We start from the raw sequence: 26106 nt of genomic DNA, 5'->3' as shown, positions 1-26106 counted from the left end.
ATACGTCCACGGCTGGTCCGTTCGGGCGTATTCCCCGGGATTCCGCCCTTTCGGGCAAATCCGGGTGGACCGGTGCGCGACAACTTCGCCGCACGGCCTTCCGACACGCCCGAAATTATGTTAAGAAACTTTACTAACTAACAGGGAGGCGCGTTTTGAGTTCATCCCCGCGGCCGGGGCTCGAGCGGAAGATCGGGCCGCTCCAGGCGACCGCCATCAACATGACCCAGATGTGCGGGATCGGCCCGTTCGTCACCATCCCCGCGATGGTGGTGACCCTCGGCGGCCCGCAGGCCATGTTCGGCTGGCTCATCGGCGCGGTGATCGCGCTGGCCGACGGCCTCATCTGGGCGGAACTCGGTGCCGCCCTCCCCGGTGCCGGCGGCACCTACGTCTACCTGCGCGAGGCGTTCGGCTCCCGCACCGGCAGGCTCATGCCGTTCCTCTTCGCCTGGAGCGCGGTGCTGTTCATCCCGCTGATCATGTCCACCGGCATCATCGGGCTCGTCCAGTACCTGGGGTACCTGATCCCCGGGGTCGCCGACGACGGCGGGACGACGGCGCTCGGCAAGGTGATCGGTCTCGGGATCATCGCCCTGATCGTGCTGGCGTTGTTCCGCAAGATCGGCGAGATCGGGAAGCTGACCACCGTCCTGTTCGGGATCATGCTGTTCGCCGCACTCTCGGTGATCGTCGCGGCCTTCACGCATTTCGACGGCGCGCAAGCGTTCGCCTTCACGCCGGGCGCCTTCTCGTTCGACGGCGGCGCGTTCTGGGCCGGGCTCGGCGCGGGCCTGATCATCGCCATCTACGACTACCTCGGCTACAACACCAGCGCCTACCTCGGCGGCGAGGTGCGCGATCCGGGCCGGACGCTGCCGCGCTCGATCATCCTCTCGATCCTCGGCATCATGAGCCTGTACTTCCTGCTGCAGCTCGGCGTCCTCGGCTCGATCCCGCTGGAAGAGCTGAAGAACGCCACTTCGGTCGCCTCCACCGTGCTCGAACAGGCGTGGGGCACCGGCGCGGCCAAGGTCATCACCGTGTTCATCGTGATCGCGGCGATCGGTTCGGTGTTCGCGGGCCTGCTCGGCGGATCGCGGGTCCCGTTCGAGGCCGCGCGCGACAAGGTGTTCCTGCCGGTGTTCGCCAGGCTGCACCCGAAACTGAACCTGCCGACGGCCGGTGTGCTGACGATGGGCGCCATCGCCGCGATCGGCTCGCTGTTCACCCTGACCGCGGTGATCAACGCGGCGGTGACGGTGCTGGTGATCGTCCAGTCGCTCGCGCAGGTCGCGGCGATCGTGGTGCTGCGGCGGCGACGGCCGGAGCTGGAGCGGCCGTACCGCCAATGGCTCTACCCGATCCCGACGATCATCGCGCTGCTCGGCTGGGTCTACATCTACTTCTCCGCCACCTTGCTCTCGATCGGGCTTTCGGTGGGCTGGATCGTGCTGGGCGTGGCGGCGTTCCTCGCCTACGCGAAGGCGGAGCGCGTGTGGCCGTTCGGGCCCAAGGGGATTCAGGAAACGTTCGCGGGGGCGGCAGAGGGGACCGGGAAGTGACGGGGGAAGAACTGATCCTGGGGATCGACTTCGGCGGGACGAAGGTCGCGATCGGGCTGGCCGACAGAGCGGGGAGCCTGCTGGTCACCCGGCGGCTCGACACCGACGCGCAAGCGGGCGCCGAGCAGGTGGTGAGCCGGGCGCTCGCCGCGGCGCGGAAACTGCTCGCCGACGAAGGCGCCGCGGACCGGCTCGCCGCGATCGGCGTCGTCAGCCCGGGCATCGTGCTGGAGGATCGCATCCTGCTCGCGCCGAACGTGCCGGGCTGGGAGGAACTGCGGCTGCGTGACCTCGTCGCGGCCGAGTTCGAGGGCGTCCCGATCGAGGTGGGCACCGACGCCAAGGCGGCGGCGCTCGCGGAATGGCGGTGGGGGGCACTGGCGGACACCGATCCGGCGGTGTTCCTCTCGCTGGGGACCGGGATCGCCGCGGCGGTCCTGGTCGGCGGCCGGCTGCTGGCCGGCGCCAACGGCGCTGCGGGAGAGATCGGGTACAACCTCCTCTCGCCGCAGGACACCGACGGGTTCGCCAGCGGAGCGGCGCCGCTGGAGGAGGCCGTCGGTGGGCGTGGGCTGGGCGGCCGGGCGAGTGTGCTGCTCGGCCGCCCGGTAACCGCGGGCGAGCTGTTCGGCCTCGCCAGGGAGAACGCGCAGGCGAAGGAACTCGTCGGCGCGGCGCTCGACGAACTGTCGATGCACGTCGCGAACCTCGCCATCGCCCTCGACCCGCAGCGCATCGCCGTCGGTGGGGGATTGGTGCGCTCGGCCGACATCCTGCTGCCCGCGCTGCGCGAGCGGCTGGCGCGGGCCGTGCCGTTCCCGCCGGAACTGGTGTCGGCGAAATTCGACCAGGACGCGTCCCTGCTGGGCGCGATCGCGATCGCGCTGGACGCATAGCGAGATCACCGACCGGAGCCGCCGGACTTTCGCTAGATCCGATCTAGCGAAAGTCCGGCGGCTTTCTCGCGCCCAAGGGGTGAGGCGAGAGGAGGCCGGTCATGGACGTCAGTCCGCTGCGGGTCGCGGTGATCGTCGGCAGCACCCGCGAAGGGCGGGTGGGGGACGCCGTCGGCAAGTGGTTCACCGACCGGGCGGAAAACCGGGAAGACCTCGTCACCGAAGTGCTCGACCTGGTCGACTTCGACCTGCCCGCCGGGCTGCCGGAGCACCCGACTCACGACATGCAGCGGTTCGCGCGGCTGGTCGACGAGGCGGAGGCGTTCGTCGTCGTCACCCCCGAGTACAACCGCAGTTTCCCGGCGTCGCTCAAGCAGGCGATCGACTGCGCCTACGACGAGTGGCGCGCGAAACCGGTCGCCTTCGTCTCCTACGGCTACCGCTCCCAGGGGCTCTACGCCGTGGAGCAGCTGCGCACGATCTTCACCGAGCTGCACACGGTGACCATGCGCGACACCGTGGCCTTCAACCTCCTCGACGGCACCCTCTTCGACTCCGACGGCCAGGTGCAGGCCGTGACCACCCTGCTCGACGCACTCGCCTGGTGGGGTCTCGCCCTGCGCGACGCGCGCGCCGCCCGCCCCTACGTCTGCTGAAAGCTTCTGAAAGGAAACGGAAAATGAGTGAACTGGCCATCGAAGCCTCGGGGCTGGTCAAGGTGTTCGGCGAGAACCGGGCGGTCGACGGGATCGACCTGAAGGTCCCCGCCGGCACCGTGTACGGCGTCCTCGGGCCGAACGGCGCCGGCAAGACCACCGCGGTGAAGATGCTCGCGACCCTGCTCCGCCCCGACGGCGGTGAAGCGCGCATCTTCGGCAAGGACGTCGTCCGCGACGCCGACGCGGTCCGGTCCATGGTGAGCCTGACCGGGCAGTACGCCTCGGTCGACGAAGACCTGACCGGCACCGAGAACCTGGTGCTGATCGGCAGGCTGACCGGGCACCGCAAACCGGCGGCCCGCGCGCGGGCCGCGGAGCTGCTGGCGGCGTTCGGCCTCACCGAGGCCGCGGGACGGCAGGTGAAGAACTACTCCGGCGGGATGCGGCGGCGGATCGACATCGCCGCGAGCATCCTCAACACCCCGGACGTGCTCTTCCTCGACGAGCCGACGACCGGTCTCGATCCCCGCAGCCGCAACCAGGTCTGGGACATCGTGCGCGCGATCGTGAAGCACGGCACGACCGTCCTGCTGACCACGCAGTACCTCGACGAGGCCGACCAGCTGGCTTCGCGGATCGCGGTCATCGACCACGGCAAGGTGATCGCCGAAGGCACCAAGGGGCAGCTGAAGGCGTCGGTCGGGGCGGGCGCCGTCCACGTCCGGCTGCGCGAGGCCGACCAGCGGCCCGCGGCCGAGGCGCTGCTCGTCAGCCACCTGGAGGCGCAGGTGCTCCTGGAGCCGGACCCGGTCGCGCTCACCGCGCGGCTCACCGGCGAAAGCACCGAACAGGGTGCCGCCGAGCACGCCGCGCGCGCACTGGCCGAACTCGCCCGCGCCGGCATCGTCGTCGACACCTTCTCCCTCGGCCAGCCGAGCCTCGACGAGGTCTTCCTGGCCCTCACCGACCGCACCGCCACGCCTGAGGAGAGTGCAGCTTGAGCACCACGGCAGTCAAAGACAACGAACCCGTTCTCGCGGCACCGAAGGCGGAGGACCTCGCCGCCGTCCTGCTCTCGAAGAACCGCCCCCAGCGCCCCAGCGCGCTGTCGACGTCGGTCACCTTCGGGTGGCGCGCGATGCTGAAGATCAAGCACGTGCCCGAGCAGTTGTTCGACGTCACGGCGTTCCCGATCATGATGACGCTGATGTTCACCTACCTGTTCGGCGGCGCGCTGTCCGATTCGCCGACGCAGTACCTGCAGTATCTGCTGCCGGGCATCATGGCGAGCAGCATCCTGATGATCACCATGTACACCGGGATCTCGGTCAACACCGACATCGAAAAGGGTGTCTTCGACCGGTTCCGCACGCTGCCGATCTGGCGGCCGTCGGCGATGGTCGGCTACCTGCTCGGCGACATGCTGCGCTACCTCATCGCCTCGCTGGTGATCCTCGGCGTCGGGCTGATCATGGGCTTCCGCCCCGCCGGGGGAGTCGGGGGCGTGGCCGCAGCGATCCTCCTGCTGCTGGCGTTCTCGTTCGCGTTCTCGTGGATCTGGACGATGTTCGGCCTGTTGCTGCGCAGCGAGAAGTCGGTGATGGGCGTCAGCATGATGGTGCTGTTCCCGCTGACCTTCCTCAGCAACATCTACGTCAACCCCGAGACGATGCCGGGCTGGTTGCAGGCCTTCGTCGACGTGAACCCGGTGACCCACGTGGTCGCGGCGGTCCGCTCGATGATGGAGGGCGACTGGAACGGCGGCGAGATCAGCTGGGTGCTGATCGCCGGCGCGGTCATCCTCGCGATCTTCGGCACCTTGACGATGCGGCTCTACAACCGCAAATGAGCCGGGGGTAGGTCCCCTGGCGGCTCACAGCCGCCAGGGGACCTTGTTCTCGGGCGCGTACCGGCACGAAGAACCGGTGGTGACCGACGCGCGCAGGTGCGCGGCCAGCGCCGGATGCTGCTCGTCGAGTTTGCGCAGGGTGTCCCGGATCCGGGCGGTGACCGTCTTGCGGGCGCGTTCGGCCTCGTCGCCGAGCCGCCGGGTGCGGCCGCCGAGCCCGGCCGCGGACCGCAGCTCGGCGAGGAGCGCGTCCCGTTCCCGGTCCAGCGCGGCGGCGCGCGTGTCCTGTCCCAGCCCGGTCGCGGTGTCGATCAGCTCGTCGAGCTCGTCCAGCCGCGCGCGGTACCGGGCCTTCGCCTCTTCGTCGAGGACGGCGTCCCCGCCGAGACTCTTCGCGGCGACGACCACCTCGCCTCCCTCAGGATCGAGCAACCGGACGGCCGCCACCTCCGAGCCCGGCCTGCCGAGCAGGAAATGCAGATCCCGCAAGCCTTTCGAGTCCGGAAGGTGGGCGGTGACGCCGTCGAAGCGCAGCGTCCACACGGCTTCGTCGCGGCGGAACTCGGCCGTCGGCGCCGCCGGGGTCCGTGCGGTCTCCCGCGCCCGCGTCACCCTGGCCATGACCGGGCGCATACCGAGCGCGGTGGCTTCTTCGGCCACTTCGGACAGCAGGTTCACCGCGGCCGTCGCGTCGCCGTCGAGGTTACGGCCGAGCAGGGCGTTCGCCAGCCAGGACTTGGCTTCGGTCGCCCAGACGGTCGCCCTGAGACGATCCGCGGAGAGCAGGGCACCGCGCAGCCGGTCCACCGCTTCGTTCCACCGTTCCTGCGCGAGATCGAGCCTGCCGAGCCAGAGGTCGACCGGGCCGGAGATCTCGCAGCCGTACAGGGAAACCAGCCATTCCCCGCTGTACGGCAGGAGGAGCGCGCGGGCCGCTTCACAGCGTTCGGGATCGCGGGAGACCGCCGCCGTATGCGCCTGACAGCGCAACCACAACGCTTCCAGGTCACGCGGATACGGCTTCACGTCGGCCGCGAGATCGGTGAGCCGGACGGCCTCCCTGGCTTCCTCGCGCTGGGCCGCGGTGATCGCCTCCAGCAGCCGGCCGTACGCGTACCCACCGCGGGAGATCTCGCGGTGCAGCCCGGCGAGCTCGTCGAACCGCCCCTCCAGACACCACCGGACCCACCGCTGCAACTGGTTCAGGTCACCGAAATGGGGATGCTCGTCGCCTTCGTGGCACGAGATCACCTGCTGGATCAACGCCTCGGCTTCGGCGAACCGGCCCTGGAGCGTGGCGATGATGCTCTGGTCGATCCGGGACGCCAGCTGCGAACTCGGCGCCCTGCCGGTGGCCGCCAGGGCGAGGAATTCCTGATACTGCTCGAAATACCGGGGATCGCCCTGTTCGAGCAGCGCCACCCATTTGAACGACGCCGCGTAGTGCTCCAATTCCGCGTTCGACGTGCGGCGGCCGACGAGGACCAGTTCGTCGGTGAGCCGCTCGCGTTCCGCGGCGCTGCCCGGCCCCCAGATCGCGTCGTGCCGGGCCCACAAACCGAACAACAGGGCGGAATCGTCCTGGTCGTCGCGGGCGGTGATCATGATGTGCGCGGTCAGTTCCTGCGTCATCTCTTCGACGGTGACGTCCCGGCCGGGCTCACGGCCGCACAACCGTCCATGCGCTTCGGTGAGTACCTTGACCGTCTCGTCGGGCCGCAGGCCCTTGTGATCGGCGCGGATCAGGGTCAGCGCCAGCCGGGCGAGGAGATCGTCGTCGTCGAGTTCACGGATGAGCACCGAGACGTCGTCGAGGACCTTCCTGCCCTCCTCCGTGTCGTGGTGGCGGGTCAGATGCGCGCCCAATTCGAGCGCGATGACCGCCTGGCGCCGCCGGTCTTCGACGATTTCCATCGCCCGCCGGTAATGCGTGGTCGTCTCCTCGATCGCCATCCGGCCGGTGGCGTCGATCGCAGCGGCGAGCAGCAGGTCGACGGCCTGGTCCGGATCGAGTTCCCGGCCCGCGAGCAACGCGTGGCGGGCCATGTCCGCGGGGAAGAGCTTGTCCGACGAAGACGGCGTCTCGCGGGCCGCCGCGACGACCGCGGCGTGACGGTTGCGGCGCTCCGGTTCGGACAGGCTCGCGTACAGCGTCTCGCGGACCAGGTCGTGGGCGAAGGCGAACCGGCCCTGCCCGTGCACCACGACCAGCCGCGCCGCGACGGCCTGATCGAGCAGCCGGTCCACCTGGGGCACGGGCGCCGACGCCACCCCCGCGAGCAGCCGCCGGTGGAATTCCCTGCCCAGTACGGACGCGGTGGTCAGCAGGGCGAGAACCGGCTGGGGGAGCAGGGAAAGCCGCCTCTGCAGGGCATCGGCCACGCCGGGGGCGATGGTCTCGGCGGAACCGCCGCTGTGCCACAGCCGCGCCGTCTGCTCGACGAAGAACGGATTCCCGCCGGTGCGGCGGTGGACCTCGGCGATCAGCGCGTCGTCGGGCTCCGCGCCCGCCGTCCTGGCCATGAGCGTGCCGACCTCGTCCGGTTCGAGGCCGGTGAGAGTGACCGAAGTGGCCTTCGCGAGCAGCGGCAGCATGAGCGAGCGAAGCGGGTGATCGGTCGCCTCGACCTCGACATCCCGGTACGTGCCGACCAGAAGCAGCCGTTCGAACCAGGTGTGCTGAGCGGCGAACTCGAGCAACCGCAGCGACGCGGCGTCGGCCCAGTGCAGATCGTCGAGCACCACGACGACCGGCTGGTCCTGGGAGGCGGCCACCAGCACGCTCGTCACCGCGTCGTACAACCGGAACCCGTCCGCCGCGCCGTCGCCGCGTGCCTCTCCGAGCAGGACATCGAGCGCACTGTCGGCCATCGCGGCCCAGCAACGCTCGCCGACCGCGCGCCGCAGCCCGCGGACCACCTGTGTCCAGGGCCAGTAGCCAGGAGCGCTCGCCGAGTCCCAGCAGGACCCGTTGAGCACGAGGGCGCCGAGACGCTTCGCTTCTTCGGCGGCGCCGGTGACGAGCGTGGTCTTGCCGATCCCGGCTTCCCCGGTGACCAGCACCAGCCCGCCGTGGCTTTCGGTGGCACGGGCGATCTCCGCGCGGAGCACCCCCGCGGGATGGTCACGTCCGATGAGCGCGGCTGACATGTCCGAATCCTCCCAGTAGGGTCCGACAATCTCACGACGCGCGCCCGCTGTCAGGCGTTACCTCCGGTCCGTGGTGACCGACGGTGACCGACGTCTCCCGGCCGCCGGGAACCTTCGACCGGGGAAAACCGACTTTCTGGACGTGAGTAATCGAGTGGGACGGCGGGTGAACAGCCGTCGAAGTTCCTGCCCCGATGGGCGAAGGCGGCCTGTTGTGCCAGGTCAGGTGGTCGCGGGCTGGAGTAGGGTGCAACGTATGGGGAGCATTCGCTCGCGCGTGCTGGCTTGGATCGGCCGCCGTTACCTCGCGCGTCAGCAGAAGAACGGGTTCGACCTGGCCAAGATGTCGGTCATCCCGGACAACGCGCTGCTGCCTCTCAAGCGCGACGGTCTCGACCCGGTGGCCGAGCTGGGCCGGATCCGCGCCGAGGAGCCGATCAGCAAACTCGACCTGCCGTTCGGGATGAACGGCTGGCTGGTCACCGGCTACGACGAGGCCAAGGCCGTGCTCGGCAAGGTCGGCGAGTTCAGCAGCGACTTCACGAACCTGGTCGGGAACGCCGGCGTGACCGAGGACCAGAACCCGGGCGGGCTCGGGTTCGCCGATCCGCCGGTGCACACCCGGCTGCGGCGGCTGCTCACGCCGGAGTTCACCATGCGGCGGCTGTCACGCTTGACACCGCGGATCGACGAGATCGTCGCCGACCAGCTCGACGCGATGGCGAAGGCGGACGGCCCCGTCGATCTGTGGGAGGCCTTCGCCCTGCCGATCCCGTCGCTGACGATCTGTGAGCTGCTGGGCGTCCCGTACGAGGATCGCGACGACTTCCAGCGGCTGAGCACCGCGCGGTTCGATCTCTTCGGTGGCGCGGGCGCGTCACTCGGCGCGATGACCGAGTCACTGTCCTATTTGGACGAGATCGTCAAGAAGCAGCGCGAGAAGCCGGGCGACGGCTTGCTCGGCATGCTCATCAAGGAGCACGGCGACGAGATCGACGACCGCGAACTGGCCGGTCTCGCCGACGGCGTGCTCACCGGCGGGCTGGAGACCACGGCGAGCATGCTCGCGCTCGGCGCGCTCGTGCTTCTCAAGGATCGCGAGCTGTTCGAGGCCGTCCGCGGCGACGACGAGGCCGTCCACAAGTTCGTCGAGGAACTCCTGCGGTACCTCACCGTGGTGCAGATGGCCTTCCCGCGGTTCGCCAAGGAGGACATGGACATCGCCGGCGTCCGGATCGCGAAGGGAGACATCGTGCTGGTGTCGCTCAGCGTCGCGAACCGCGATGGCGTCCTCGGCGAGGACATGGAGAAGTTCGACGCGACCCGCGAGCCGACGTCGCATCTCGCCTTCGGCTGGGGCATCCACCGCTGCATCGGTGCCGAACTGGCCAGGATGGAGCTGCGCACCGCGTATCCCGCGCTGGTCCGCCGGTTCCCGGAGATGCGGCTGGCGATCGCGCCGGAAGAGGTGGGCTTCCGGAAGGTCTCGATCGTCTACGGCGTCGACGCGCTGCCCGTGCTGCTGGACTGATCCTCAGGCGACTCCTCTCGGGCGGAACTGGATGCTGATCCTCGGCCCGACCGGTTTGGCGGTCTTGGGGACGGCGTGTTCCCAGGTGCGCTGGCAGCTGCCGCCCATGACGATCAGGTCGCCGTGGCCGAGGGCGTGGCGGACCGTCTCGCCTCCGCCACGCGGGCGCAGCGCCAGCTGCCGGGCGGCGCCGACCGAGACGATCGCGACCATGGTGTCCTCGGTGCGGGAGCGGCCGGTGTCGTCGCCGTGCCAGGCGACACTGTCGCGCCCGTCCCGGTAGAAGCACAGGCCGGAGGTCACGAACGGCTCGCCGAGCTCTTCCGCGTAGTGCGCCGAAAGCGTCTCCCTTGCCTCCGTGAGGATCGGGTGGGGGAGCGGCATGCCTTCGCGGTAGTAACTCAGCAGCCGGGGAACGGCGACGACGCGGTCGTACATCTGCCGTCGTTCGGCGTGCCACGGCACGTCTTCGGCGAGCCGGGTGAACAGTTCGTCGGCGCCGGCGAGCCAGCCGGGCAGCACGTCGATCCAGGCGCCGCGGGTCAGCTCGGTGCGCCGGAGCCCGTCGAGCGAGCCGAGCCCGAGCGCGGCGCACTCGTCGAACAGCGAGGCTTGAAGGGCGGGGGTCATGGCAACCGAACCTACTCCGGATCCGATCATTTGTCGAACGGGTGTTCGAGTGGGTAAATGACCTGCTTTCTGTCGGTGCCGTCGGGCACGATGGTCGGCATGATCCACACAGCGAGGTCCGCGGACGGGACGCCGATCGCGTTCGAACGACGCGGCGAGGGGCAGGCGCTGGTCGTCGTCGCGGGCGCGGGCAACGACCGGCACGGAGACGAACCGCTGGTCGCGGAGCTGACGGCCGAGTTCTCGGTGGTGACCTACGACCGCCGGGGCCGCGGCGGCAGCGGGGACACCGCGCCGTACGCGGTCGAGCGGGAGATCGAGGACCTGGCGGCGGTCGTCGCCGCGCTCGGTGAGCCGGTGATCGTGCACGGCATCTCCTCCGGTGGCGCGCTGGCGCTGCTCGCGGCCGCGGCGGGAGTGCCGATGACGCGCCTGTCGGTCTTCGAGCCGCCTTATCGCGGCGAGACGGAGGAAGTCCCCGAGGGGTATGCCGGCGAGATGCGCGAGCTGGTCGCGGCGGACCGGTGGGACGACGCCGTCGCGCTGTTCACGATGTCCGCGGTCGGCACCCCGGCGGAGGCCGTCGCCGCGGCCAAGGCGACGCCGATGTGGGCGGAGCTGCGCTCGTTCGCGCCCACGCTCGTCTACGACGCCTTCGTGATGAGGGATGCCAAGGTGCCGGGCGAACTGGCGTCGATCGAGACGCCCGTGCTCGTGGTGAACAGCAACGGCAGCACCGACTGGCTGAAGGCCGCGGCGCTCGCCACGGCGAAGACGGTCCCGGGTGCACGGCAGGTCGAGCTGGACGGGGAGTTCCACAGTGTCCGGCCGGAGCGGCTCGCGCCGGAACTCAGCGCGTTCTACCGGGATCCTCGATAAGGCGCAGATAGGCCGCGCCGCGCGGGGAGATCCGATAGCCGACTTCGAGGCTGAGCGTCAGGCCGAGGTTCTTCAGCTTGCGGATGTCGGCCTTCAGCGGTTCCTTCGCGCGGCCGAGGAGGTCGGCGAGCTCCTGCGCCCGGCGGCCGGGGTTGTCGGCGATGAGCCGCAGGGTCTCGTGTGTCCACGGGCGGCGTCTGTCCATCTTGGACAAGCGCTGGCCGATGGCCTCGGCGTCCTTTTCGGACAGTTCGGCGTCCGCGCTGAGCGCACGCCGGGGATCGGGACCGAGGTGGCGCAGGCCGATCCGGTACACCGGCGCGTCCGCGGGGCCGCGCAGTGTCCCGCGGACGCGTTCGCGGACTCCGCGCCGGAGCGGCGGGCGTCGGCGTCGGTGATGCCGTCGGGGTCGACTATCTCGACCGAGACGACCTCGATCACCCCGGCCTCCAGGCGCATGACGTCGCCGGGACGGACGTTCGGTTTCGACCAGCGCCGGAAGGCCAGGTCGATCGTCCCGGCCGCCAGTCCTTCGAGGACCGTCAAGGAGAGGATCACCGTCGTTACCCAATCAGCGGGACGCCGGAGCGTCAACGTCTTGTACGACGACGGTTCGTGCTCGTACAGTCGCAGCCTGGTCCTGGTCTGGACCACCGCCGCCCCGAGTACGCAGGAGGCAGGATGCGGAGACGACTTCGGACCGCCGGGGTGGTCGCGACGGCCGTCCTCGGCCTGATCGCGTCGGCGATGCCGGCGAACGCCCAGGTCGGAACGGGGCCGTGGACGGCGGAGAACCCGTCGTTCACTGTGCAAGAACGCGGATGCGGCCAAGTGGACGGGCTGAACTTCGAGCTGACCTGCTCCACCGGAAGCGGGGACCAACGGGCGGAGCGACGCTACGTCACCTACACCGGCGGGACCCGGCAGTTCGAGGGGTCGTTCCGGATCACCAGCATGGCGGGCACCCGGATCAGCCTGAAGCAGACCTTCCGCGACGCGCCGACCGCCGGACCGTACTTCATGCTCGCGGTCGAACGCGGCGGGCGGCTCTACGCCGTGCACGGCGGGGACACCGTGGGGAGCGGCGCGACCGTCGGGACGTCGGTGCGGGTCAACACCGTGCACCAGGTCGGGAGCACGCACAAGGTGTACCTCAACGGTTCGCTGAAGCACACCGTGAGCAGCAGCGGCGGGAGCTACTACGACAAGTTCGGCGCCTACCGGACGGCCAGTGGCGCCGGGCCGGTCAAGGTGACTTGGAGCGGGATCAAGTTCTGGCGCAAGTGAGCCGCCGCCTCGTGAGTGGCAAGGATGGTTCTAACCGTCTGTCTGAGTTCAGGACATGTCGGACAGTTGATGTTTCAGGACCTCACGGACACTGACCGGCCTGTCGGTGTGGTGACCAGGGCTTTCGTGGTGATCATGCGACGATGGGCAGTACAGGGTTTTCGATGGATCCTGAGTTCGTCGCCGCGGTCGCTCGGGCGGCCGCGGGCGAGAAGGTCAACGTGGCGCAGTTCTGCCGCGAGCACGGGGTGTCCCGGGACACGTTCTATCGGTATGTGACCCGGGTCCGGAACGAGGCGGCGAACGGGTTCATCCGCCGCAGCACCGCCCCGCACCACCGTCCCACCGCGTTCGGGGCGGAGGTGGTCGAGGCGGTGCTGCGGGCCCGCAAGGAACTCGCGGACGAGGGCTGGGACAACGGGCCGATCTCGATCCGCTGGCGGCTGGAGAAGGCCGGGTTCATACCGTTGCCGTCGAAGTCGGCGATCTACCGGATCCTGCGCGAGCACGGCCAGATCGAACCGGAGCCCCGCAAGAGACCCCGCACGAGACGCCGGTTCGAGTACTCCGACCCGAACGGGTGCTGGCAGATCGACGGCATGGAGTACTACCTGGCCGACGGCCAGAAGGTCTGCATCATCCAGATCCTCGACGACCACTCCCGCCTCGACGTCGGCTCCTACGCCGCGAGCAGTGAGAACGGCACCGACACCTGGGCCGCGCTGCAACAGGCCTTCGCCGGCCACGGTCTACCGGTCAAAGTGTTGTCCGACAACGGATTGGCTTTCTCCGGAAAACACCGTGGGCAGATGGTCGAACTCGAACGCCACCTCGCCGAACACGGCGTCACCGCCATCGCCTCCAGGCCCTATCGCCCGCAAACCTGCGGCAAGAACGAACGCGTCCACCGAACCCTGCGGAAATGGCTCGCCGCCCGCCCACCGGCCGAGAACCTTGCCGTCCTGCAACAGCTTCTCGAGGACTACCGCCACATCTACAACAACCACCGGCGCCACCAAAGCCTCGACGGCCACACCCCACGGCAACGCTACGACGCCAGCCCCAAAGCCACCCCCGCCACCGGCCGCGAAGCCCCCAGCGGCCGCACTCAACGCACCGTCTCAGCCACCGGCGTCATCGCCTTCTCCGGCTGCTCCATCGTCCTGGGCCGAAACTGGACCGGACACACAGCCACCGTGTTCTGGCAAGGCGACCGCGTCACCATCATGATCGGCGACACCATCGCCCGCCAGCTCACCCTCAACCGAGCAGTACGCTACCAACCACTCAACAACAAACTGTCCGACAAGTCCTGAAACACATCTGTCCGTGAGGTCCTGAAACAGCACAGATGGTTCTAACCGTCCTTGCCACTCACGAGGCCCGGGCCGCGGCTCCAAGCGTCGAGGTCCGTCCACGCCTGGAGCGTCCGCCTGCTCTCGAACCGGCGGCGTTCCCCGGTGACCGGATCGGTGAACTCGAGGACTTTCGCCAGCAGTTGCAAGGGTTCGGTGAAGTCGTCGAGCGGGGTCTCGGTCAGCTCCGGGTAGAAGTCGTCGCCGAGGATCGGCAATCCGAGGCCGCTCATGTGCAGCCTGAGCTGGTGGGTGCGGCCGGTCGCGGGATCAGGCGATAGCGGCCGAGGCCGTCGCGGTGCTCGATCAGCTCGACGCGGGTCTCGGCGTTGGGCGGCCCGTCGATCTCCTGCGCGGCGATGACCCCGCGTTCCTTGACGATGCGGCTGCTGATCTCGCGCGGCATCGCGACGGCCGGATCGTAGCGCGCGACCGCCTCGTATTCCTTGTGTACCAACCGGTCCCGGAACATCGTCTGGTATTTGCCGCGGACCTCGGGGTACTCACGAACAGGATGAGCCCCGCGGTGACCCGGTCGAGCCGGTGCGCGGGGGTGAGCCGCGGGAGGTCGAGCTCGCGGCGCAGCCGGACCAGCGCGGTCTGCAGGATGTGCCGTCCACGCGGGATCGTCGCGAGGAAATGTGGTTTGTCGGCGATGAGGAAATGCTCGTCGCGGTGCAGGACGGAAACCTCGAACGGCACCTCGACCTCGTCGGGCAGGTCGCGATGGAACCAGATGAACGAGTCCGGCACGAACGGCGAATCGACGCCCAGCGGACCGTCCAGGCCGACGATGCGCTCCTCGCGGAGCATCTCCTCGATCCGTTCGGGCGCGACGCGGGGAAGACGCTCGACGAGGTGCTCCCGCAGCGTCGTCCACGGCCCCTCTGCGGGCATCTTGAGCCTCGCGGGGTCGAGCCCGTGGCGGGGCGGGAGCGGCGGGCGGAGCTTGCGTCTCATCACCGCGCACTCTAGCCGTGCTGCTGGTCGCGAGCGGCTTCCGTGGTGTCCCAGGGCGCTCGCCGGTGTCGCGAAAGCCACTTTCGGGACATCAGACGTCCTGAAAGTGGCTTTCGCGACACCTTTGGCGACGGGGCCATGGGAACTTATCCACAGTGGGGCTGGTGTGGCGAGTTGTCCACAGGGCGGGCGAAAGGTACTGGCGACCGAAGGCAGGGGAGCCGACGATCATGGGGTGAAATCCGGAGAATGGGCTCGTGATCCCGAGGGGCTCTACCAGCACAGTCGCGGGGGCGTGATCACCGTCGCCCGGTTGACGGAACTCGGCGTTCCGTCGAGGACCTGTTATCGCCGGTGCCGTCCGGGAAAGCAGTGGCGCCGGCTGCTGCCGGGAGTCTTGATGCTGAATTCCGGGGAGCCGACTCGACGCCAGCTGGTCGATGCGGCCCTGTTGTACGCGGGGCCGGATGCAGTGGTGACCGGAGCTGCCTCGTGCCGTCGGCACGGGCTGAAAATGCTGCCGGACGGTACTTTCCGGGTTCACCTCCTGGTGCCGCTCGAGCACAAGGTCGGCAGTTCCGGGCACGTGATCGTCGAACGAACGACCCGGCTGCCGCAGGCTGTCATGTTCAGCGGTGTTCCACTGGCACCATTGGTCAGGTCGGTCCTCGACGAGTGTCGTCGGCTCGGCTCGCGACAAGAGGTTTCCGCATTGCTGGCCGAAGCGGTCCAGCGCGGTGCGCCCTTACTCGAATTATTCGCCGAACTCGACGCCGGGAGCAGCCGTGGCACCGCGATTCCGCGAGAGGCGTTGCACCGGATCGCCGACGGGGCCCGGTCGGCAGCCGAGGTCGACGCGATGAAGGTGTGGCGGATGAGCGGTTTGCCGGAACCCTTGTGGAATCACGAGCTACGGGATGAGAACGGCGAATACATCGCGACCGCCGATGGCTACTTCGTGTCGGCGGGTATGGCCTGGGAGGTCGATTCGTACGACTTCCACTTCGGCAAGCAGCAGTACGCCGCGACGGTGGCGAGAAACGCCAGGTATGCGGCCGCCGGCATCGTGGTCCTTCAGACCTTGCCCAGTCGGTTGAGAACGGAGCCGAAGCGGGTCGCCGCGGAACTCGTGGCCGCGTACCGTGCCGCCGAGGCTCGTATGCGTCGCGCTGCCTGATCGGATAGGGCGGCCGCGTCGCTTCTAGTGTCGCGAAAGCCACTTTCGGGACATCAGACGTCTCGAAAGAAGCTTCTATGTCAAGTCTGCTTTGAGTGCTTGGTAGATGGTGTTGGTGAGGTGTCGTTTGAGTGCTCGGAGTGCGGCTTTGGTGGTGGCGTGGGGGTGGTTTGTGGTCCAGGTGTCGCGGTAGTGGCGGGCTGGTGGGTGGTGGGCGAGTTGGGTGATGGCGATGCGGTGGATGCAGGTGTTGAGTTGTCGGTTGCCGCCGCGGTTGAGGCGGTAGTGGGGTTTGTTGCTGGACCAGACGGGGATGGGTGCGGTGCCGGTGTGCATGGCGTAGGCGGCTGGTGAGCGGAATCGGGTGATGCCGGCGGTTTCGCCGATGATTTTCGCGGCGGTGATCGCGCCGACGCCGGTGATGGACAGGAGTTTGGGGGCCAGGGGCTGGACTCGGTCGGTGAGCTGGTGTTCGAGCTGGGTGATCTGCTGGCCGAGGGTGGTGATCTCGGTGAGCAGATCGAGGGTGAGGTCGCGGCGGACGCCAGGATCGAGGGCAGTGATCGCGCTGGTGAGGGTGGCCAGTGCGCGTGGCCTGGTCAGGTCGTGGTGGTTCTGGTCGAGGGCGGGGTCGAGGTCGTGCAGGTGCCAGCGCAGCTGGTTGATGCTGGCGGTGCGGCGGTTGACCAGGTTCTCGCGTCGGTCGGTCAGCAGCCGCAGGTCCAGGGCTTGCTGGTCCAGGTGCGCGGTCGGCAGATCGGGTTCGCGCAGGGCGGCGCGGGCGACGGCGAGGGCGTCGATCGGGTCGGACTTGCCGCGGGTGCGGGCCGAGGCCCGGCAGGCGGCCATCAGCTTCGGGGGCACCCATTTCACTGTGGCGCCGGTGCCGATCAGGGCGCGGACCAGCCGCCCGGCGACGCCGCGGCCGTCCTCGACGGCCCAGATCAGCTCGGTGCCGAACCGGGCGGCCCAAGCCCGCAGGCGGAGGAGTCCGTCGTTGTCGGAGCGGACGGTCTTGCAGGCCAGTTTCCGTCCAGCCTGATCGACAGCGACCGCGGTGTGACTGGACTTGTGCGGATCTATCCCGATGACCACCATGGACACGCGCGTGTTCCTTCCCTAGCCGGAGAACGGGTGCACCTTTCCGGGCCGGGCTGGTCGGACACACCTCAGTCGAGGTTGATGCGTCTAGTCCACGCTTCTATCAAGTCAGGCCAGCCAGGCCCGGACCTTGATCACGCTGGACAGTTCTTTCACAAGCCAGCAAGGCAGTGGCTTTCTGAGTCACCACGCGACCAAGTCCGGACCCTAACCACTCACACGAGCAGCGCAACCACCCTGACACTGAGTGGCTTTCGCGACACCTTCGCAACGACGGGCGCCCGCGCGGAAAGGGGTCAGGAGTCCGCCTGGTCCCGGTACCGCGCGAGATACCGCTCGGTCACCTCGGCTTCCGCGACCGCGGCGGCCTCCGCTCGGGTCCGGCGCCCGATGCCCGGCGGGAAGCCGTTCTTGGCGAGCCGGTGCTCGATGCTCTCCTCCATGTAGGCCATCGAGTAGAAGTACGCCACGAGCGCGGCCATCAGCACGATCGCCAGCCGCAGGGGGAGCGGACCGGGCAGGAGCAGCCACACCGTGCAGAGCGGGGCGATCATCACCGTGCTGCGGGCGACGTGCCGCCAGCGCCAGCTTCCGGTGGTCGCGTCGTGGAGGATCCAGTCGTGGTAGTGCTCGGGCAGCCTGCCGCCGAGTGAGTACCACAGCCAGCGGAACACGTCCGGGCGCTTGCGGGGCATCGGGCGACTCCTTCCGTCGATGTCCTCACAGTACACTAATGATTAGTGCGCTAAATATTAGCGTCGCGGCTAGGATCGGCGGTATGAACTCGGAGGGGCGCCAGATGAAGTCGATCGATCTGGGCGAGGACCCGCTCGCGCTGGAGCGTCAGGTGTGTTTCGCGCTGTCGGTCGCGTCGCGCAGCGTCATCGCCATCTACCGTCCGCTGCTGGAACCCCATGGGCTCACCCATCCGCAGTACCTGGTCATGCTGGCGCTGTGGGAGCGGGGCCCGCAGGCGGTCAAGGACCTGAGCGTCGCCCTGCGCGCCGAACCCGCGACGCTGTCACCGCTGCTCAAGCGCCTGGAGACGATCGGTTACGTCACCCGACGGCGCAGCTCCGAGGACGAGCGGCTGCTCACGGTCGAGCTGACGGAATCCGGTCGCGCGTTGCGCGCGGAGGCGGAGAAGATCCCGTATCGCGTCGTGGAGAAGCTCGGCATGGAGGTCTCCGAGCTGGAAGCGCTGCACAAGGCCCTCACCCGGGTCATCGAAGCCACGGCTTGAGCGAACCGAAACCGGGGTGTGACGAAATGAGGGTGTGAAGCCGCTCCGGGGTGGGTAATTCCCGTCACGCCAGCACACAGTGACAGGAAGATGAGGGACCGTGACCACCTCGACCCCCGCGCCCACGGAAGCAGGTCTGGAGCTCATGACCAGGCTGAACGCCTACCTGGAGGACGTGGCCGCGGCACTGGGGATACGCCGGGATTCGGGCACGGTCGACCTCACCGGTCCGGTCACCGCCCGGCTGAGGCTGAACTGGCGCCTCCCCGGCTTCCCCGAGCGCGAAGCCGACCTGATGTGGCACGAGGAGCACGGCTGGTCGGCCGCCGTGGCGACGCACGCGGACGACGACCACCATGTCGTCGTCGCCTACCTCGGTGGCCGCACGGTGGCGTCGCATCCGCGCCTGGTCGCGAGGTTCGCGGAGACCCTGCGGACCGGCGACCACCAGGACTGCTGGCCCGGTCCGCCGGCGTTGCGCACCGCCGCCGGACCTTCCTCCCTCGCCAAGGAGCTCGCCGCCTGGGCCTGATCACGCCGGCGGGGCGAGGACCACGTCGAGCGCGATCGTGATCTCCCTGCCGATCAGGAACCTCGGCGCCCGGAGACCGATAGCCCGCCGGTCGAAAACGGCCCCGGCGAGCACCCGCCAGGTGCCGTCGCCGTTGTCCTCCGGCCCGGTCGCGGTCACCGTGAGCGGACAGGACTCGCCGCGCGCGCCGAGAGTGCCCTCGACCGACCACCCGTCCGGGCCCTCGCCGACCCGGTCCGCCGCGAAGGTCAGCACGGGCTGCGCGTCGATCGCCAGCAGACGGGGTTTACGCAGGTCGGCATCGCGTTTGGCGTTGCCGGTGTCGATCTTGTCGAGGTCCAGTGCCGCTTCGACGACGACGACGCCGTCGGCGGTGACCCGCACCGAGCCCAGATCGACCGGGATCGAGCCGTGGACCACGCGGAACCCGAAGTTCCGGACGGTGAACGTGGCCGAGGTCCGGTCGGCGAGCACGGTCCAGGTGCCGACCCGTGCGGACGTCCCGGCGGTCATCGCGGCTCACCCACCAGGCCGAGCGAGGGCAGGGACGTGTGGAGCACGCGGTGGACGTCGACCCGGTCCGGCCCCGGCAACAGCGCGGGATCCTCGCCGGGCAGCAGGTCCGTGCTCATGATCGTCTTCTGGACGCTCTCCATCGCTTCGATCGACTCGGTGAAGCCGAGAACGAGGCTGGACCGGTCCTCGGCGGTCAGGACGTAGAAGCCGCCGACCCCGTCGAGCCCCCGCACGGCGGGCCAGATCCGCTCGCGCCCGCCGAACCGGGCGGCGTCGGCCTGTGCCTGGGTGAGCGGCCGGTCGAACCAGGTCGCCTGCGCGATCCTGGGCTCGGCCACACCGCTTTCGACGTCGGCGACCGCGTAGACGCGGGCGTCGGAGACGCGGGAGACGCGGCGGTCGGCGGCGGCGAGCGCGGACCCGCGGTCGCGCCACAACGCGACGACGAGCCCGCCGAGGCCGCCGACCTGGGCGAGGGTGCAGGTGCCCGGCGAACCGGTGCCGGGATGGAGTTCGGCGGCGAGGGCGTGGCCCCAGCCCGCGGACTCGTCGGCGTGCGAACGCCGGAATTGGTGGACGGTGGCGTACATGGGCTTTCCTTTCCGTCGGACGTGCCGACTCTGCGCCCCCGGCGGCCGCCGGACATCAGTGCCAGTACGCAGGGCGGTACGGAATCGGGTCCGGGGAGCGATACTCCTTGCGTGAACCGGGAACCGTTCGTGGGCCGGGAAGGCGAGCTGGCGACTCTGCGCGGCAGGCTCGCCGACGCCGCCCTGGGTTCCGGCGGGCTCGTGCTCGTCTCGGGTCCACCCGGGATCGGCAAGACCCGGCTGGTCGAGGAGGCGACGGCCGCGGCGTCCGCCGTCGTGTGGGGCCGGTGCGCCGACGATCCGGGTGCGCCGCCGCTGTGGCCGTGGCGCCGTGTCGTCGAGGCGCTGCCGTCGGTCGATTCGGCCGTGAAGACCGCTTTCGCCGAGACCGAGGGCGCCGGCGACGTCCAGGCGGCGCGGTTCCGGCTGGTGGCCGCCGCGTCGGACGCGCTGGTGGCCGCGGCGGAACCGGCGGGCCTGGTCGTCGTCCTCGAAGACCTGCACTGGGCCGACGAGGCGTCGTTGCGGTTGTTGCGGCATCTGGCGGGGGAGCTGCGGCGCTCGAAGCTGGCCGTGGTCGCGACGCACCGGGACACCGGGCACACCCCCGCGCTGGACGCGGCCCTGCCGGATCTCCTGCGCCGTCCGGGCGCGCGGAGCATCTCGCTGCCGCCACTGGCCGAGCCCGACGCGCGGGCGCTGCTCACCGGACTGTCGGAAGAGGAGATACACGAGGCATATCGCCGCTCCGGCGGGAACCCGCTCTACCTCGGCGCGATCGCGCGATCGGCCGGTGGGGCGGAACTCGGCCACCTCGTGCGGACCGCGGTGGCCGCCCTCGAACCGGAGGCGCGGCGGCTGCTCGCCATCGCGGCGGTGCTCGGTGAGGACGTCGACGCCGCCTTGCTCTCGGAGGTGTCCGGCCTGCCGGCAGGCGAGGTCGCCGCCGGGCTCGATCAAGCCGAGAAAGCCGGGGTGCTGGGTTCCGGCCGGTTCGCGCACGCCGTCGTCCGCGACGGGATCTACGCGGATCTCGGCCAGGCCGAACGGGAAGCGTTGCACGGTCGCGCCGCGGCCGCGCTCGAAGCGCGTGCCCGGCGTGAACCCGCGCTCGCCGGGACGGTCGCCGGGCATTGGCTGCGCTCGGCGACCGCGCCGGGGAAGACGGCGGACTGGGCGGCGCTCGCGGCCGCGGAAGCGAACCGGGCACTGGCCTTCGACGAAGCGGCGCGCTTCCTCGCGATGGCGCTCGACGCCCGCGCGAAAGCCGGACTGTCCGAAGTGGACCGTGCCGGGCTGCTCCTCGATCTCGCCGTCGCCGAATACCGGACGGGCCGGTTCGCGCGAAGTCTCGACCATGCCCGGCTCGCCGCCGACGCGGGGCTGGTCGCCCGCGCGGCACTGGTGGTCCGCGACGTCGCGGCGCCGGATCTCCTGCCCGGCATCCGCGACCTCGCCGTCCGCGCGCTCGCCGCCGACGGGGTCGACCGGACGACGCGGGCACGCCTGCTGGCGCACAGCGCGTCGGTGGAAGCCGACTACGGCCGGTTCGCCGACGCGGAGAAGCTGGCCGACGAAGCCTTCGCGCTCGCCGAGGAATCAGGCGATCCGGAGGCGCTGGTCGACGCCGTCCGCGCCCGGATGAAGGTCGCTCCGGAGAAACTGCCGCTGTCCGAACGGTTACGGCTCGGCGCGCTGGCCGCCGAGCTGGGCTCGCGCACCGGGCAGCCGCTGGTTTCGTTGTGGGGACACAAATGGCGGATCGACGCGGCCTTGGCGGACGGGCGGATGACGCTCGTCGACGACGAACTCGTCGCGGTGACCGCGCTGGCGCGGCTGACGAGGCTGCCGCTGATCCGCTGGCACGACCTGCGGCTGCGCAGTTCGGTGCTGGCGTTGCGCGGAGATCTGGCCGAGGCGCGCGAACTCGACCTCGCGGCGGAGGAACTGGCGGACACCGAACTCGCGGACGATTTTTCCGCGAAAGGGATGTCGTATGCGTTCCGCACGCAGCTCGTGCTGCTCACGGGTGATCCCGGCGACCTGCGAAGGGACTACGCGGGTTTGCTGGACCGGGCACCACATCTGCCGGTCACCTTGGTGTCGCGGCCGTTGCTGAGCCTGCTCGCGGGCGACCTCGACGAGGCGAGGGTCCGGTACGAACAGCTGGTCCCGCTGGTGCGGAGCCCGGAGTTCGCGCTGCACGCCACCGGCGCGCTGCCCAATCTCATGCCGCTGGTCGAGGCCTTTCATGACGTCGAGATGGCGGAATACCTGTTGCGGCGTCTCGAAGAGGTGCGCCCGATCGTGTCCGGCGGCGCGGGCGTCTTCTGCACCGGATCGAGCCTGGAACACCCCGCCCGGCTCAACGCCCTGCTGGGCCGCCACGACGAGGCGGTGCGGTTGTCCGAGCAGGCCATCGCGGTCAACGAAGGCATCGGCGCGCGGCCAGGCGTCGCCCAGGCGCGGTTGCTGCTCGCCGAAGTCCTGGCCGCCAGGGGCGATTTCGGGCGTGCGCGAGGGATCGCGCGCGAGGCTCTCGACGAGTTCCGGCGGCTGGCCATGCCGGGCCCGCTCGCGCGGGCCTCGGCGCTGCTCGACCGGATCCGCGCCGAACGCCGCGCCGCGGACCCGCTGACCGGGCGCGAACGCGAGATCGTCGCCCTGCTCGCCGACGCGCTGAGCAACCGCCGGATCGCCGAGAAGCTGGTGCTTTCCGAACGTACGGTGGAAAGCCACGTCCGGAGCATCCTGGCGAAACTCGGCCTGGCGAACCGGACCGAGGTCGTCGCGTGGGCGAGCAGGGAAGGTCTCAGGGACTGACGGTCAGCTTGCCGAGGATGCGCGCGGCGACGGCGTCCAGGTTGTCGTCGAGGAAGAAGTGCCCGCCTTCGAACACTTCCAGCTCGAAGGAGCCGCTGGTGTGTTCGCGCCAGTTTTCGGCGTCCGGTACCTCCAGGACGGGGTCCGCGTCGCCCGCGAGCGCCACGATCGGGCAGCTCACGTCGGGGCCGGGCCGGTACCGATAGGTCTCGACGGCCTTGTAGTCGCCGCGCAGCGCGGGCAACGCGAGCGCGCGGATGTCCGGATCGTCGAAGATCGTGGGATCCGTGCCACCGAGACGGCTGACCTCCTTGAGGAACGTGTCGTCGTCGGCGAGGTGGTGCGCCTTCTCCTTGTGGATGTCCGGGCCGCGGCGGGCCGAGACGAACATCGCCGCCGGCACGATGCCGCGCGCTTCGAGCCGCCGTGCGACCTCGAACGCGACGATGGCGCCCATGCTGTGGCCGAAGAGCGCGAAGGGTTTCGGGAACGCGGCGACGACGTCCACCAGCTGCTCGGCGAGGACGTGCAGGTCGTCGACGACCGGCTCGCCCATCCGGTCCTGCCGCCCCGGGTACTGGGCGGTGTGCACCTCGACGGTGGGTGAGAGAGCGGCCGAAAACGAGCGGTACGCGCTCGCGGACCCACCGGCGTGCGGGAAGGCGAGAAGCCGCATCCCGGCCGACGGTGCCGGGTGGAAGCAGCGCGTCCAACTGCTCAGAGCCCGTCCTGCCATCGAAAATCCCCCAATCCGCGCGGGAACGACCCGCACGACACTGGAATGTACGGGGGATTCGCGGAATGAGTCCATGCTTGTGCGGGGTTGTTCACGCTGGGAACACTGGACACCGGGGCTCGGTGGAGGGAGCGGATGTGGCGGAGGACCTGAAGATCAGGATCGGCGTCGGGCTGGGGACCGGGACGGCGCCCGGGGAGTTCGGCGCCGCGGTCGACCTGCTGGAGCGGGCGGGCGTCGATTCGCTCTGGCTGCCCGAGGCGGTGTACTCGCCGAGGATCGATCCGGTCGTCGGGCTGACGCACGGGCTCGCCCGCACCACGAAACTGAAGGTCGGCACCGGGGTGATGGTGCTGCCGGGCCGTGATCCGGTGCTGGTCGCCAAACAGCTCGCCTCACTCGCCGCGCTGGCGCCGAAAAGGGTGCTCCCGGTCTTCGGCCTGAAGCCCGCGCGCGACGCGGAACTGCCGTTGTTCCCGGTGCCGCAGGGCCGCCGCGCCGCGGTGTTCGACGAGTCGTTGCGGCTGATCAGGGCTCTGCTGGAACAGGAGGAAGTGACCTTCGACGGCGAGTTCTTCCGCGTCGAAGGGGTGGGTCTCGGCCTCACCCCGCTCAAGCGGCTCGACCTCTGGCTCGGCGGGAAGGCACCCGGCGCGCTGCGGCGGGTCGGCAGGCTCGCGGACGGCTGGCTGGCCAGTTTCCTCACGCCGGAGGAGGCGCGGGCCGGCCGCGAGGCCATCCAGGAGGCGGCCGCCGAGGCGGACCGGGAGATCGAGGCCGACCACTTCGGGATCAGTCTCCTCGTCTCGGAGGACGGGATCCCGGACGCGCTCGCGGCTTCGGTCGCGGCACGGTCCGGCGCGGACCCGTCCCGGCTGATCGCGGACGGCTGGAGCGCCGCCCGCGACCTGATCGCCGAGCACATCGACGCCGGGCTCAGCAAGTTCGTGCTGTACCCGGCCGGGCCGGAGCCGATCGAGCGGTTCCTGGAGAACTTCGCCGAGCACGCCGTCCCGCTGCAGAACTGAGGCGCTCAGTCGAACTTCAGTTCTTCGGTCCGCCGCGGCATCAGCAGCAGCGCGCCGACGCTGAGCACGGCGACCACCAGCATCGCCAGGAAGACGTGGTGCGTGGCGTCCGCGAGGGCGCCGCGCACGAACGTCGTCGTCGGGGTCTCCGGGCCGTTGCCCTCCAGGACGACGCTGGTCGCGTCGACGCCGGACGGCAGCCCGGTGACCCCGGCGGGCGGGTTGGCGAAGCGGTTCGCCAGGGTCGCGTTCGCGATCGCGCCGAAGATCGCCACCCCGACGGCGCTGCCCAGCGAACGGCTGAACATGTTGGTCGCGGTGACGACGCCGCGGCGTTCCCAGCCGATGGTGGACTGCACGGCGATCAGCGTCGGGCTCGACGCCAGCCCCAGTCCCAGCCCGAGGACGAACGCGGCCGCGGCCGCCAGCCAGATGGACGACCCCGCGGCCAGGAACACCGTGAGCGCCGCGCCCGCGATGACCGCCCCGCTGCCGATCAGCGCGGTGTCCCGGAACCCGATCCGCATGTAGATCCGGCCTGCCAGCGACGCCGAGATCGGCCAGCCGACGGTCAGCGCCGCCAGCGCGAAACCGGCGACGAGCGCGCCCGTGCCGAGCACGCCCTGCGAGAAGGTCGGCAGATACGACGTCAGGCCCATCAGCAGCATGCCGACGACGACGGCGACCAGGTTGCCGCCGATCAGCGTCCGTTTGGTGAAGATCCACAGCGGCAGCACGGGTTCGTCGGCCTTGCGTTCCACGAACACGAACGCCGCCAGCAGCACCACCGCGCCGCCGAAGATCGCCAGGCTCGGCGCGGACGCCCAGCCCCAGGCGACCCCGCCCTCCAGCAGGCCGAGGATCAGCAGCGAACAGCCGAGGGTGAGCAGCGTGGCGCCGAGGTAGTCGATGCGGTGCGAGCGGCGGTCGACGCGCTCGCGGAAGTTCCGGAACAGCATCCACGCCGCCAGCGCGCCGAGCGGCAGGTTGATGAAGAAGATCCAGCGCCAGTCGAGGTACTCGGCGAACACCCCGCCCAGCGTCGGCCCGACCACCGACGAGATGGCCCACACGCTGGCGAGATAGCCCTGCACCCTGGCGCGTTCCTCGACGGTGTACATGTCGCCGACCATGGTCAGCGCGATCGGCTGGATGGCGCCCGCGCCGATGCCCTGCACCGCGCGGGCGGCGATCAGCACCGGCATGCTCCAGGCCGCGCCGCACAGCACCGAGCCCAGGAGGAACGCCGCGATGCCGAAGAACATCACCGGGCGCCTGCCGAGGACGTCCGCGAACTTGCCGTACAGCGGGACGGTGACCGCCTGGGTCAGCAGATAGATCGAGAACAGCCACGGGAACTGCGAGAACCCGCCCAGATCGGCGACCACCGAGGGCACCGCCGTGGCGATGATGGTCGAGTCCAGCGCGATCAGGCCGGAACACAGCATCACGGCGATCAGGACGGGGCCGCGTTCGGACCGGAAACCGACCCCTTCCTTCGCGGTGACCGGGGCCGGGGTGGTCATCTGTGACGGTCTCCTCAGGCTCATGAACGACGTCAACTACTTCGCATGGGTAAGCATTCCACGGAGACACCCG

The 26106-nt window shown here is 69.8% G+C and carries 23 protein-coding genes and 1 pseudogene; 14 read left to right on the top strand and 10 right to left on the bottom strand.

The window, feature by feature from the left end; translation table 11 throughout:
* Nucleotides 1–155: 155 nt before the first annotated feature.
* The 5 genes from MJQ72_RS02130 (at nt 156) to MJQ72_RS02110 (ending at nt 4969) form a co-directional block, all read left to right on the top strand.
* Nucleotides 156–1565, top strand: a complete 1410-nt coding sequence (locus MJQ72_RS02130; protein WP_240597304.1) for an APC family permease — start codon at nt 156–158, stop codon at nt 1563–1565.
* Complete coding sequence (locus MJQ72_RS02125; protein ID WP_240597303.1) at nt 1562–2461, top strand: ROK family protein; 900 nt, start codon at nt 1562–1564, stop codon at nt 2459–2461. The genes MJQ72_RS02130 and MJQ72_RS02125 overlap by 4 nt, the downstream gene beginning before the upstream one ends.
* A gap of 101 nt (nt 2462–2562) precedes the next feature.
* Nucleotides 2563–3117, top strand: a complete 555-nt coding sequence (locus MJQ72_RS02120; RefSeq protein WP_240597302.1) for an NADPH-dependent FMN reductase — start codon at nt 2563–2565, stop codon at nt 3115–3117.
* A 23-nt stretch (nt 3118–3140) separates the two neighbouring features.
* Nucleotides 3141–4121, top strand: a complete 981-nt coding sequence (locus MJQ72_RS02115) for an ATP-binding cassette domain-containing protein (RefSeq protein WP_240597301.1) — start codon at nt 3141–3143, stop codon at nt 4119–4121.
* Nucleotides 4118–4969 carry an ABC transporter permease gene (locus MJQ72_RS02110; protein WP_240597300.1) on the top strand — a complete coding sequence of 284 codons (852 nt, stop codon included), beginning with the start codon at nt 4118–4120 and terminating at the stop codon, nt 4967–4969. Before MJQ72_RS02115 ends, MJQ72_RS02110 begins: the two co-directional genes overlap by 4 nt.
* A gap of 24 nt (nt 4970–4993) precedes the next feature.
* Here MJQ72_RS02110 and MJQ72_RS02105 read toward each other — a convergent pair whose 3' ends face one another.
* Nucleotides 4994–8119 carry an AAA family ATPase gene (locus MJQ72_RS02105; RefSeq protein WP_240597299.1) on the bottom strand — a complete coding sequence of 1042 codons (3126 nt, stop codon included), beginning with the start codon at nt 8117–8119 and terminating at the stop codon, nt 4994–4996.
* 256 nt (nt 8120–8375) lie between these two features.
* On the opposite strand from MJQ72_RS02105, the gene MJQ72_RS02100 reads away from it, so the two are divergent.
* Nucleotides 8376–9650, top strand: a complete 1275-nt coding sequence (locus MJQ72_RS02100) for a cytochrome P450 (protein WP_240597298.1) — start codon at nt 8376–8378, stop codon at nt 9648–9650.
* 3 nt (nt 9651–9653) lie between these two features.
* Here MJQ72_RS02100 and MJQ72_RS02095 read toward each other — a convergent pair whose 3' ends face one another.
* Nucleotides 9654–10280 carry an alpha-ketoglutarate-dependent dioxygenase AlkB gene (locus MJQ72_RS02095; RefSeq protein WP_240597297.1) on the bottom strand — a complete coding sequence of 209 codons (627 nt, stop codon included), beginning with the start codon at nt 10278–10280 and terminating at the stop codon, nt 9654–9656.
* Between the two features lie 57 nt (nt 10281–10337).
* Here MJQ72_RS02095 and MJQ72_RS02090 point away from each other — a divergent pair, with 57 nt between their 5' ends.
* Nucleotides 10338–11159 (top strand): alpha/beta fold hydrolase, encoded by an 822-nt coding sequence (locus MJQ72_RS02090; RefSeq protein WP_240597296.1) that lies wholly within the window; start codon nt 10338–10340, stop codon nt 11157–11159.
* Here the strand turns inward: MJQ72_RS02090 and MJQ72_RS44765 are convergent.
* Entirely contained in the window at nt 11131–11475 is a 345-nt protein-coding gene (locus MJQ72_RS44765; protein WP_315860825.1) for a hypothetical protein, read from the bottom strand. The two genes, MJQ72_RS02090 and MJQ72_RS44765, sit on opposite strands and share 29 nt — an antisense overlap.
* Before the next feature lie 365 nt (nt 11476–11840).
* Here MJQ72_RS44765 and MJQ72_RS02080 point away from each other — a divergent pair, with 365 nt between their 5' ends.
* Together MJQ72_RS02080 and MJQ72_RS02075 are read left to right on the top strand one after the other, a co-directional pair.
* A complete protein-coding gene (locus tag MJQ72_RS02080) occupies nt 11841–12446 on the top strand; it encodes a hypothetical protein (protein WP_240597295.1) in 606 nt (201 codons plus the stop codon).
* A 164-nt stretch (nt 12447–12610) separates the two neighbouring features.
* Entirely contained in the window at nt 12611–13762 is a 1152-nt protein-coding gene (locus MJQ72_RS02075) for an IS481 family transposase (protein WP_240594785.1), read from the top strand.
* A 41-nt stretch (nt 13763–13803) separates the two neighbouring features.
* Here MJQ72_RS02075 and MJQ72_RS02070 read toward each other — a convergent pair.
* A pseudogene (locus MJQ72_RS02070) lies at nt 13804–14761 on the bottom strand (RluA family pseudouridine synthase).
* Here MJQ72_RS02070 and MJQ72_RS02065 point away from each other — a divergent pair.
* Complete coding sequence (locus MJQ72_RS02065; protein ID WP_240597294.1) at nt 14751–15938, top strand: hypothetical protein; 1188 nt, start codon at nt 14751–14753, stop codon at nt 15936–15938. The pseudogene MJQ72_RS02070 and the gene MJQ72_RS02065 sit on opposite strands and share 11 nt — an antisense overlap.
* Before the next feature lie 75 nt (nt 15939–16013).
* On the opposite strand, the gene MJQ72_RS02060 is transcribed toward MJQ72_RS02065, so the two are convergent.
* A complete protein-coding gene (locus MJQ72_RS02060; protein WP_240601607.1) occupies nt 16014–17036 on the bottom strand; it encodes an IS110 family transposase in 1023 nt (340 codons plus the stop codon).
* A gap of 299 nt (nt 17037–17335) precedes the next feature.
* A complete protein-coding gene (locus MJQ72_RS02055; protein ID WP_240597293.1) occupies nt 17336–17734 on the bottom strand; it encodes a DUF5313 family protein in 399 nt (132 codons plus the stop codon).
* Between the two features lie 104 nt (nt 17735–17838).
* Between MJQ72_RS02055 and MJQ72_RS02050 the strand changes: the two genes are divergently transcribed.
* On the top strand, nt 17839–18282 hold the full coding sequence (locus MJQ72_RS02050; RefSeq protein WP_073847073.1) for a MarR family winged helix-turn-helix transcriptional regulator: 444 nt from the start codon (nt 17839–17841) through the stop codon (nt 18280–18282).
* 100 nt (nt 18283–18382) lie between these two features.
* Nucleotides 18383–18814 (top strand): DUF6292 family protein, encoded by a 432-nt coding sequence (locus MJQ72_RS02045; RefSeq protein ID WP_240597292.1) that lies wholly within the window; start codon nt 18383–18385, stop codon nt 18812–18814.
* On the opposite strand, the gene MJQ72_RS02040 is transcribed toward MJQ72_RS02045, so the two are convergent.
* Both MJQ72_RS02040 and MJQ72_RS02035 read right to left on the bottom strand, forming a co-directional pair.
* On the bottom strand, nt 18815–19327 hold the full coding sequence (locus MJQ72_RS02040) for a YceI family protein (RefSeq protein WP_240597291.1): 513 nt from the start codon (nt 19325–19327) through the stop codon (nt 18815–18817).
* A complete protein-coding gene (locus MJQ72_RS02035) occupies nt 19324–19920 on the bottom strand; it encodes a hypothetical protein (protein WP_240597290.1) in 597 nt (198 codons plus the stop codon). The genes MJQ72_RS02040 and MJQ72_RS02035 overlap by 4 nt, the downstream gene beginning before the upstream one ends.
* Nucleotides 19921–20031: 111 nt before the next feature.
* Between MJQ72_RS02035 and MJQ72_RS02030 the strand changes: the two genes are divergently transcribed.
* Complete coding sequence (locus MJQ72_RS02030; protein WP_240597289.1) at nt 20032–22743, top strand: AAA family ATPase; 2712 nt, start codon at nt 20032–20034, stop codon at nt 22741–22743.
* On the opposite strand, the gene MJQ72_RS02025 is transcribed toward MJQ72_RS02030, so the two are convergent.
* On the bottom strand, nt 22733–23479 hold the full coding sequence (locus MJQ72_RS02025; RefSeq protein ID WP_240597288.1) for a thioesterase II family protein: 747 nt from the start codon (nt 23477–23479) through the stop codon (nt 22733–22735). The two genes, MJQ72_RS02030 and MJQ72_RS02025, sit on opposite strands and share 11 nt — an antisense overlap.
* A 137-nt stretch (nt 23480–23616) precedes the next feature.
* Here MJQ72_RS02025 and MJQ72_RS02020 point away from each other — a divergent pair, with 137 nt between their 5' ends.
* Nucleotides 23617–24507 (top strand): TIGR03854 family LLM class F420-dependent oxidoreductase, encoded by an 891-nt coding sequence (locus MJQ72_RS02020; protein WP_240597287.1) that lies wholly within the window; start codon nt 23617–23619, stop codon nt 24505–24507.
* Between the two features lie 5 nt (nt 24508–24512).
* On the opposite strand, the gene MJQ72_RS02015 is transcribed toward MJQ72_RS02020, so the two are convergent.
* Nucleotides 24513–26033: an MDR family MFS transporter gene (locus MJQ72_RS02015; protein ID WP_240597286.1), complete on the bottom strand. Its 1521-nt coding sequence runs from the start codon at nt 26031–26033 to the stop codon at nt 24513–24515.
* Nucleotides 26034–26106: the final 73 nt, after the last annotated feature.

This window comes from Amycolatopsis sp. EV170708-02-1 (assembly GCF_022479115.1).
Lineage (GTDB): Bacteria > Actinomycetota > Actinomycetes > Mycobacteriales > Pseudonocardiaceae > Amycolatopsis.
Note: the sequence above shows the minus strand (reverse complement) of the source record. Positions and strands in the feature narration are given on the sequence as shown.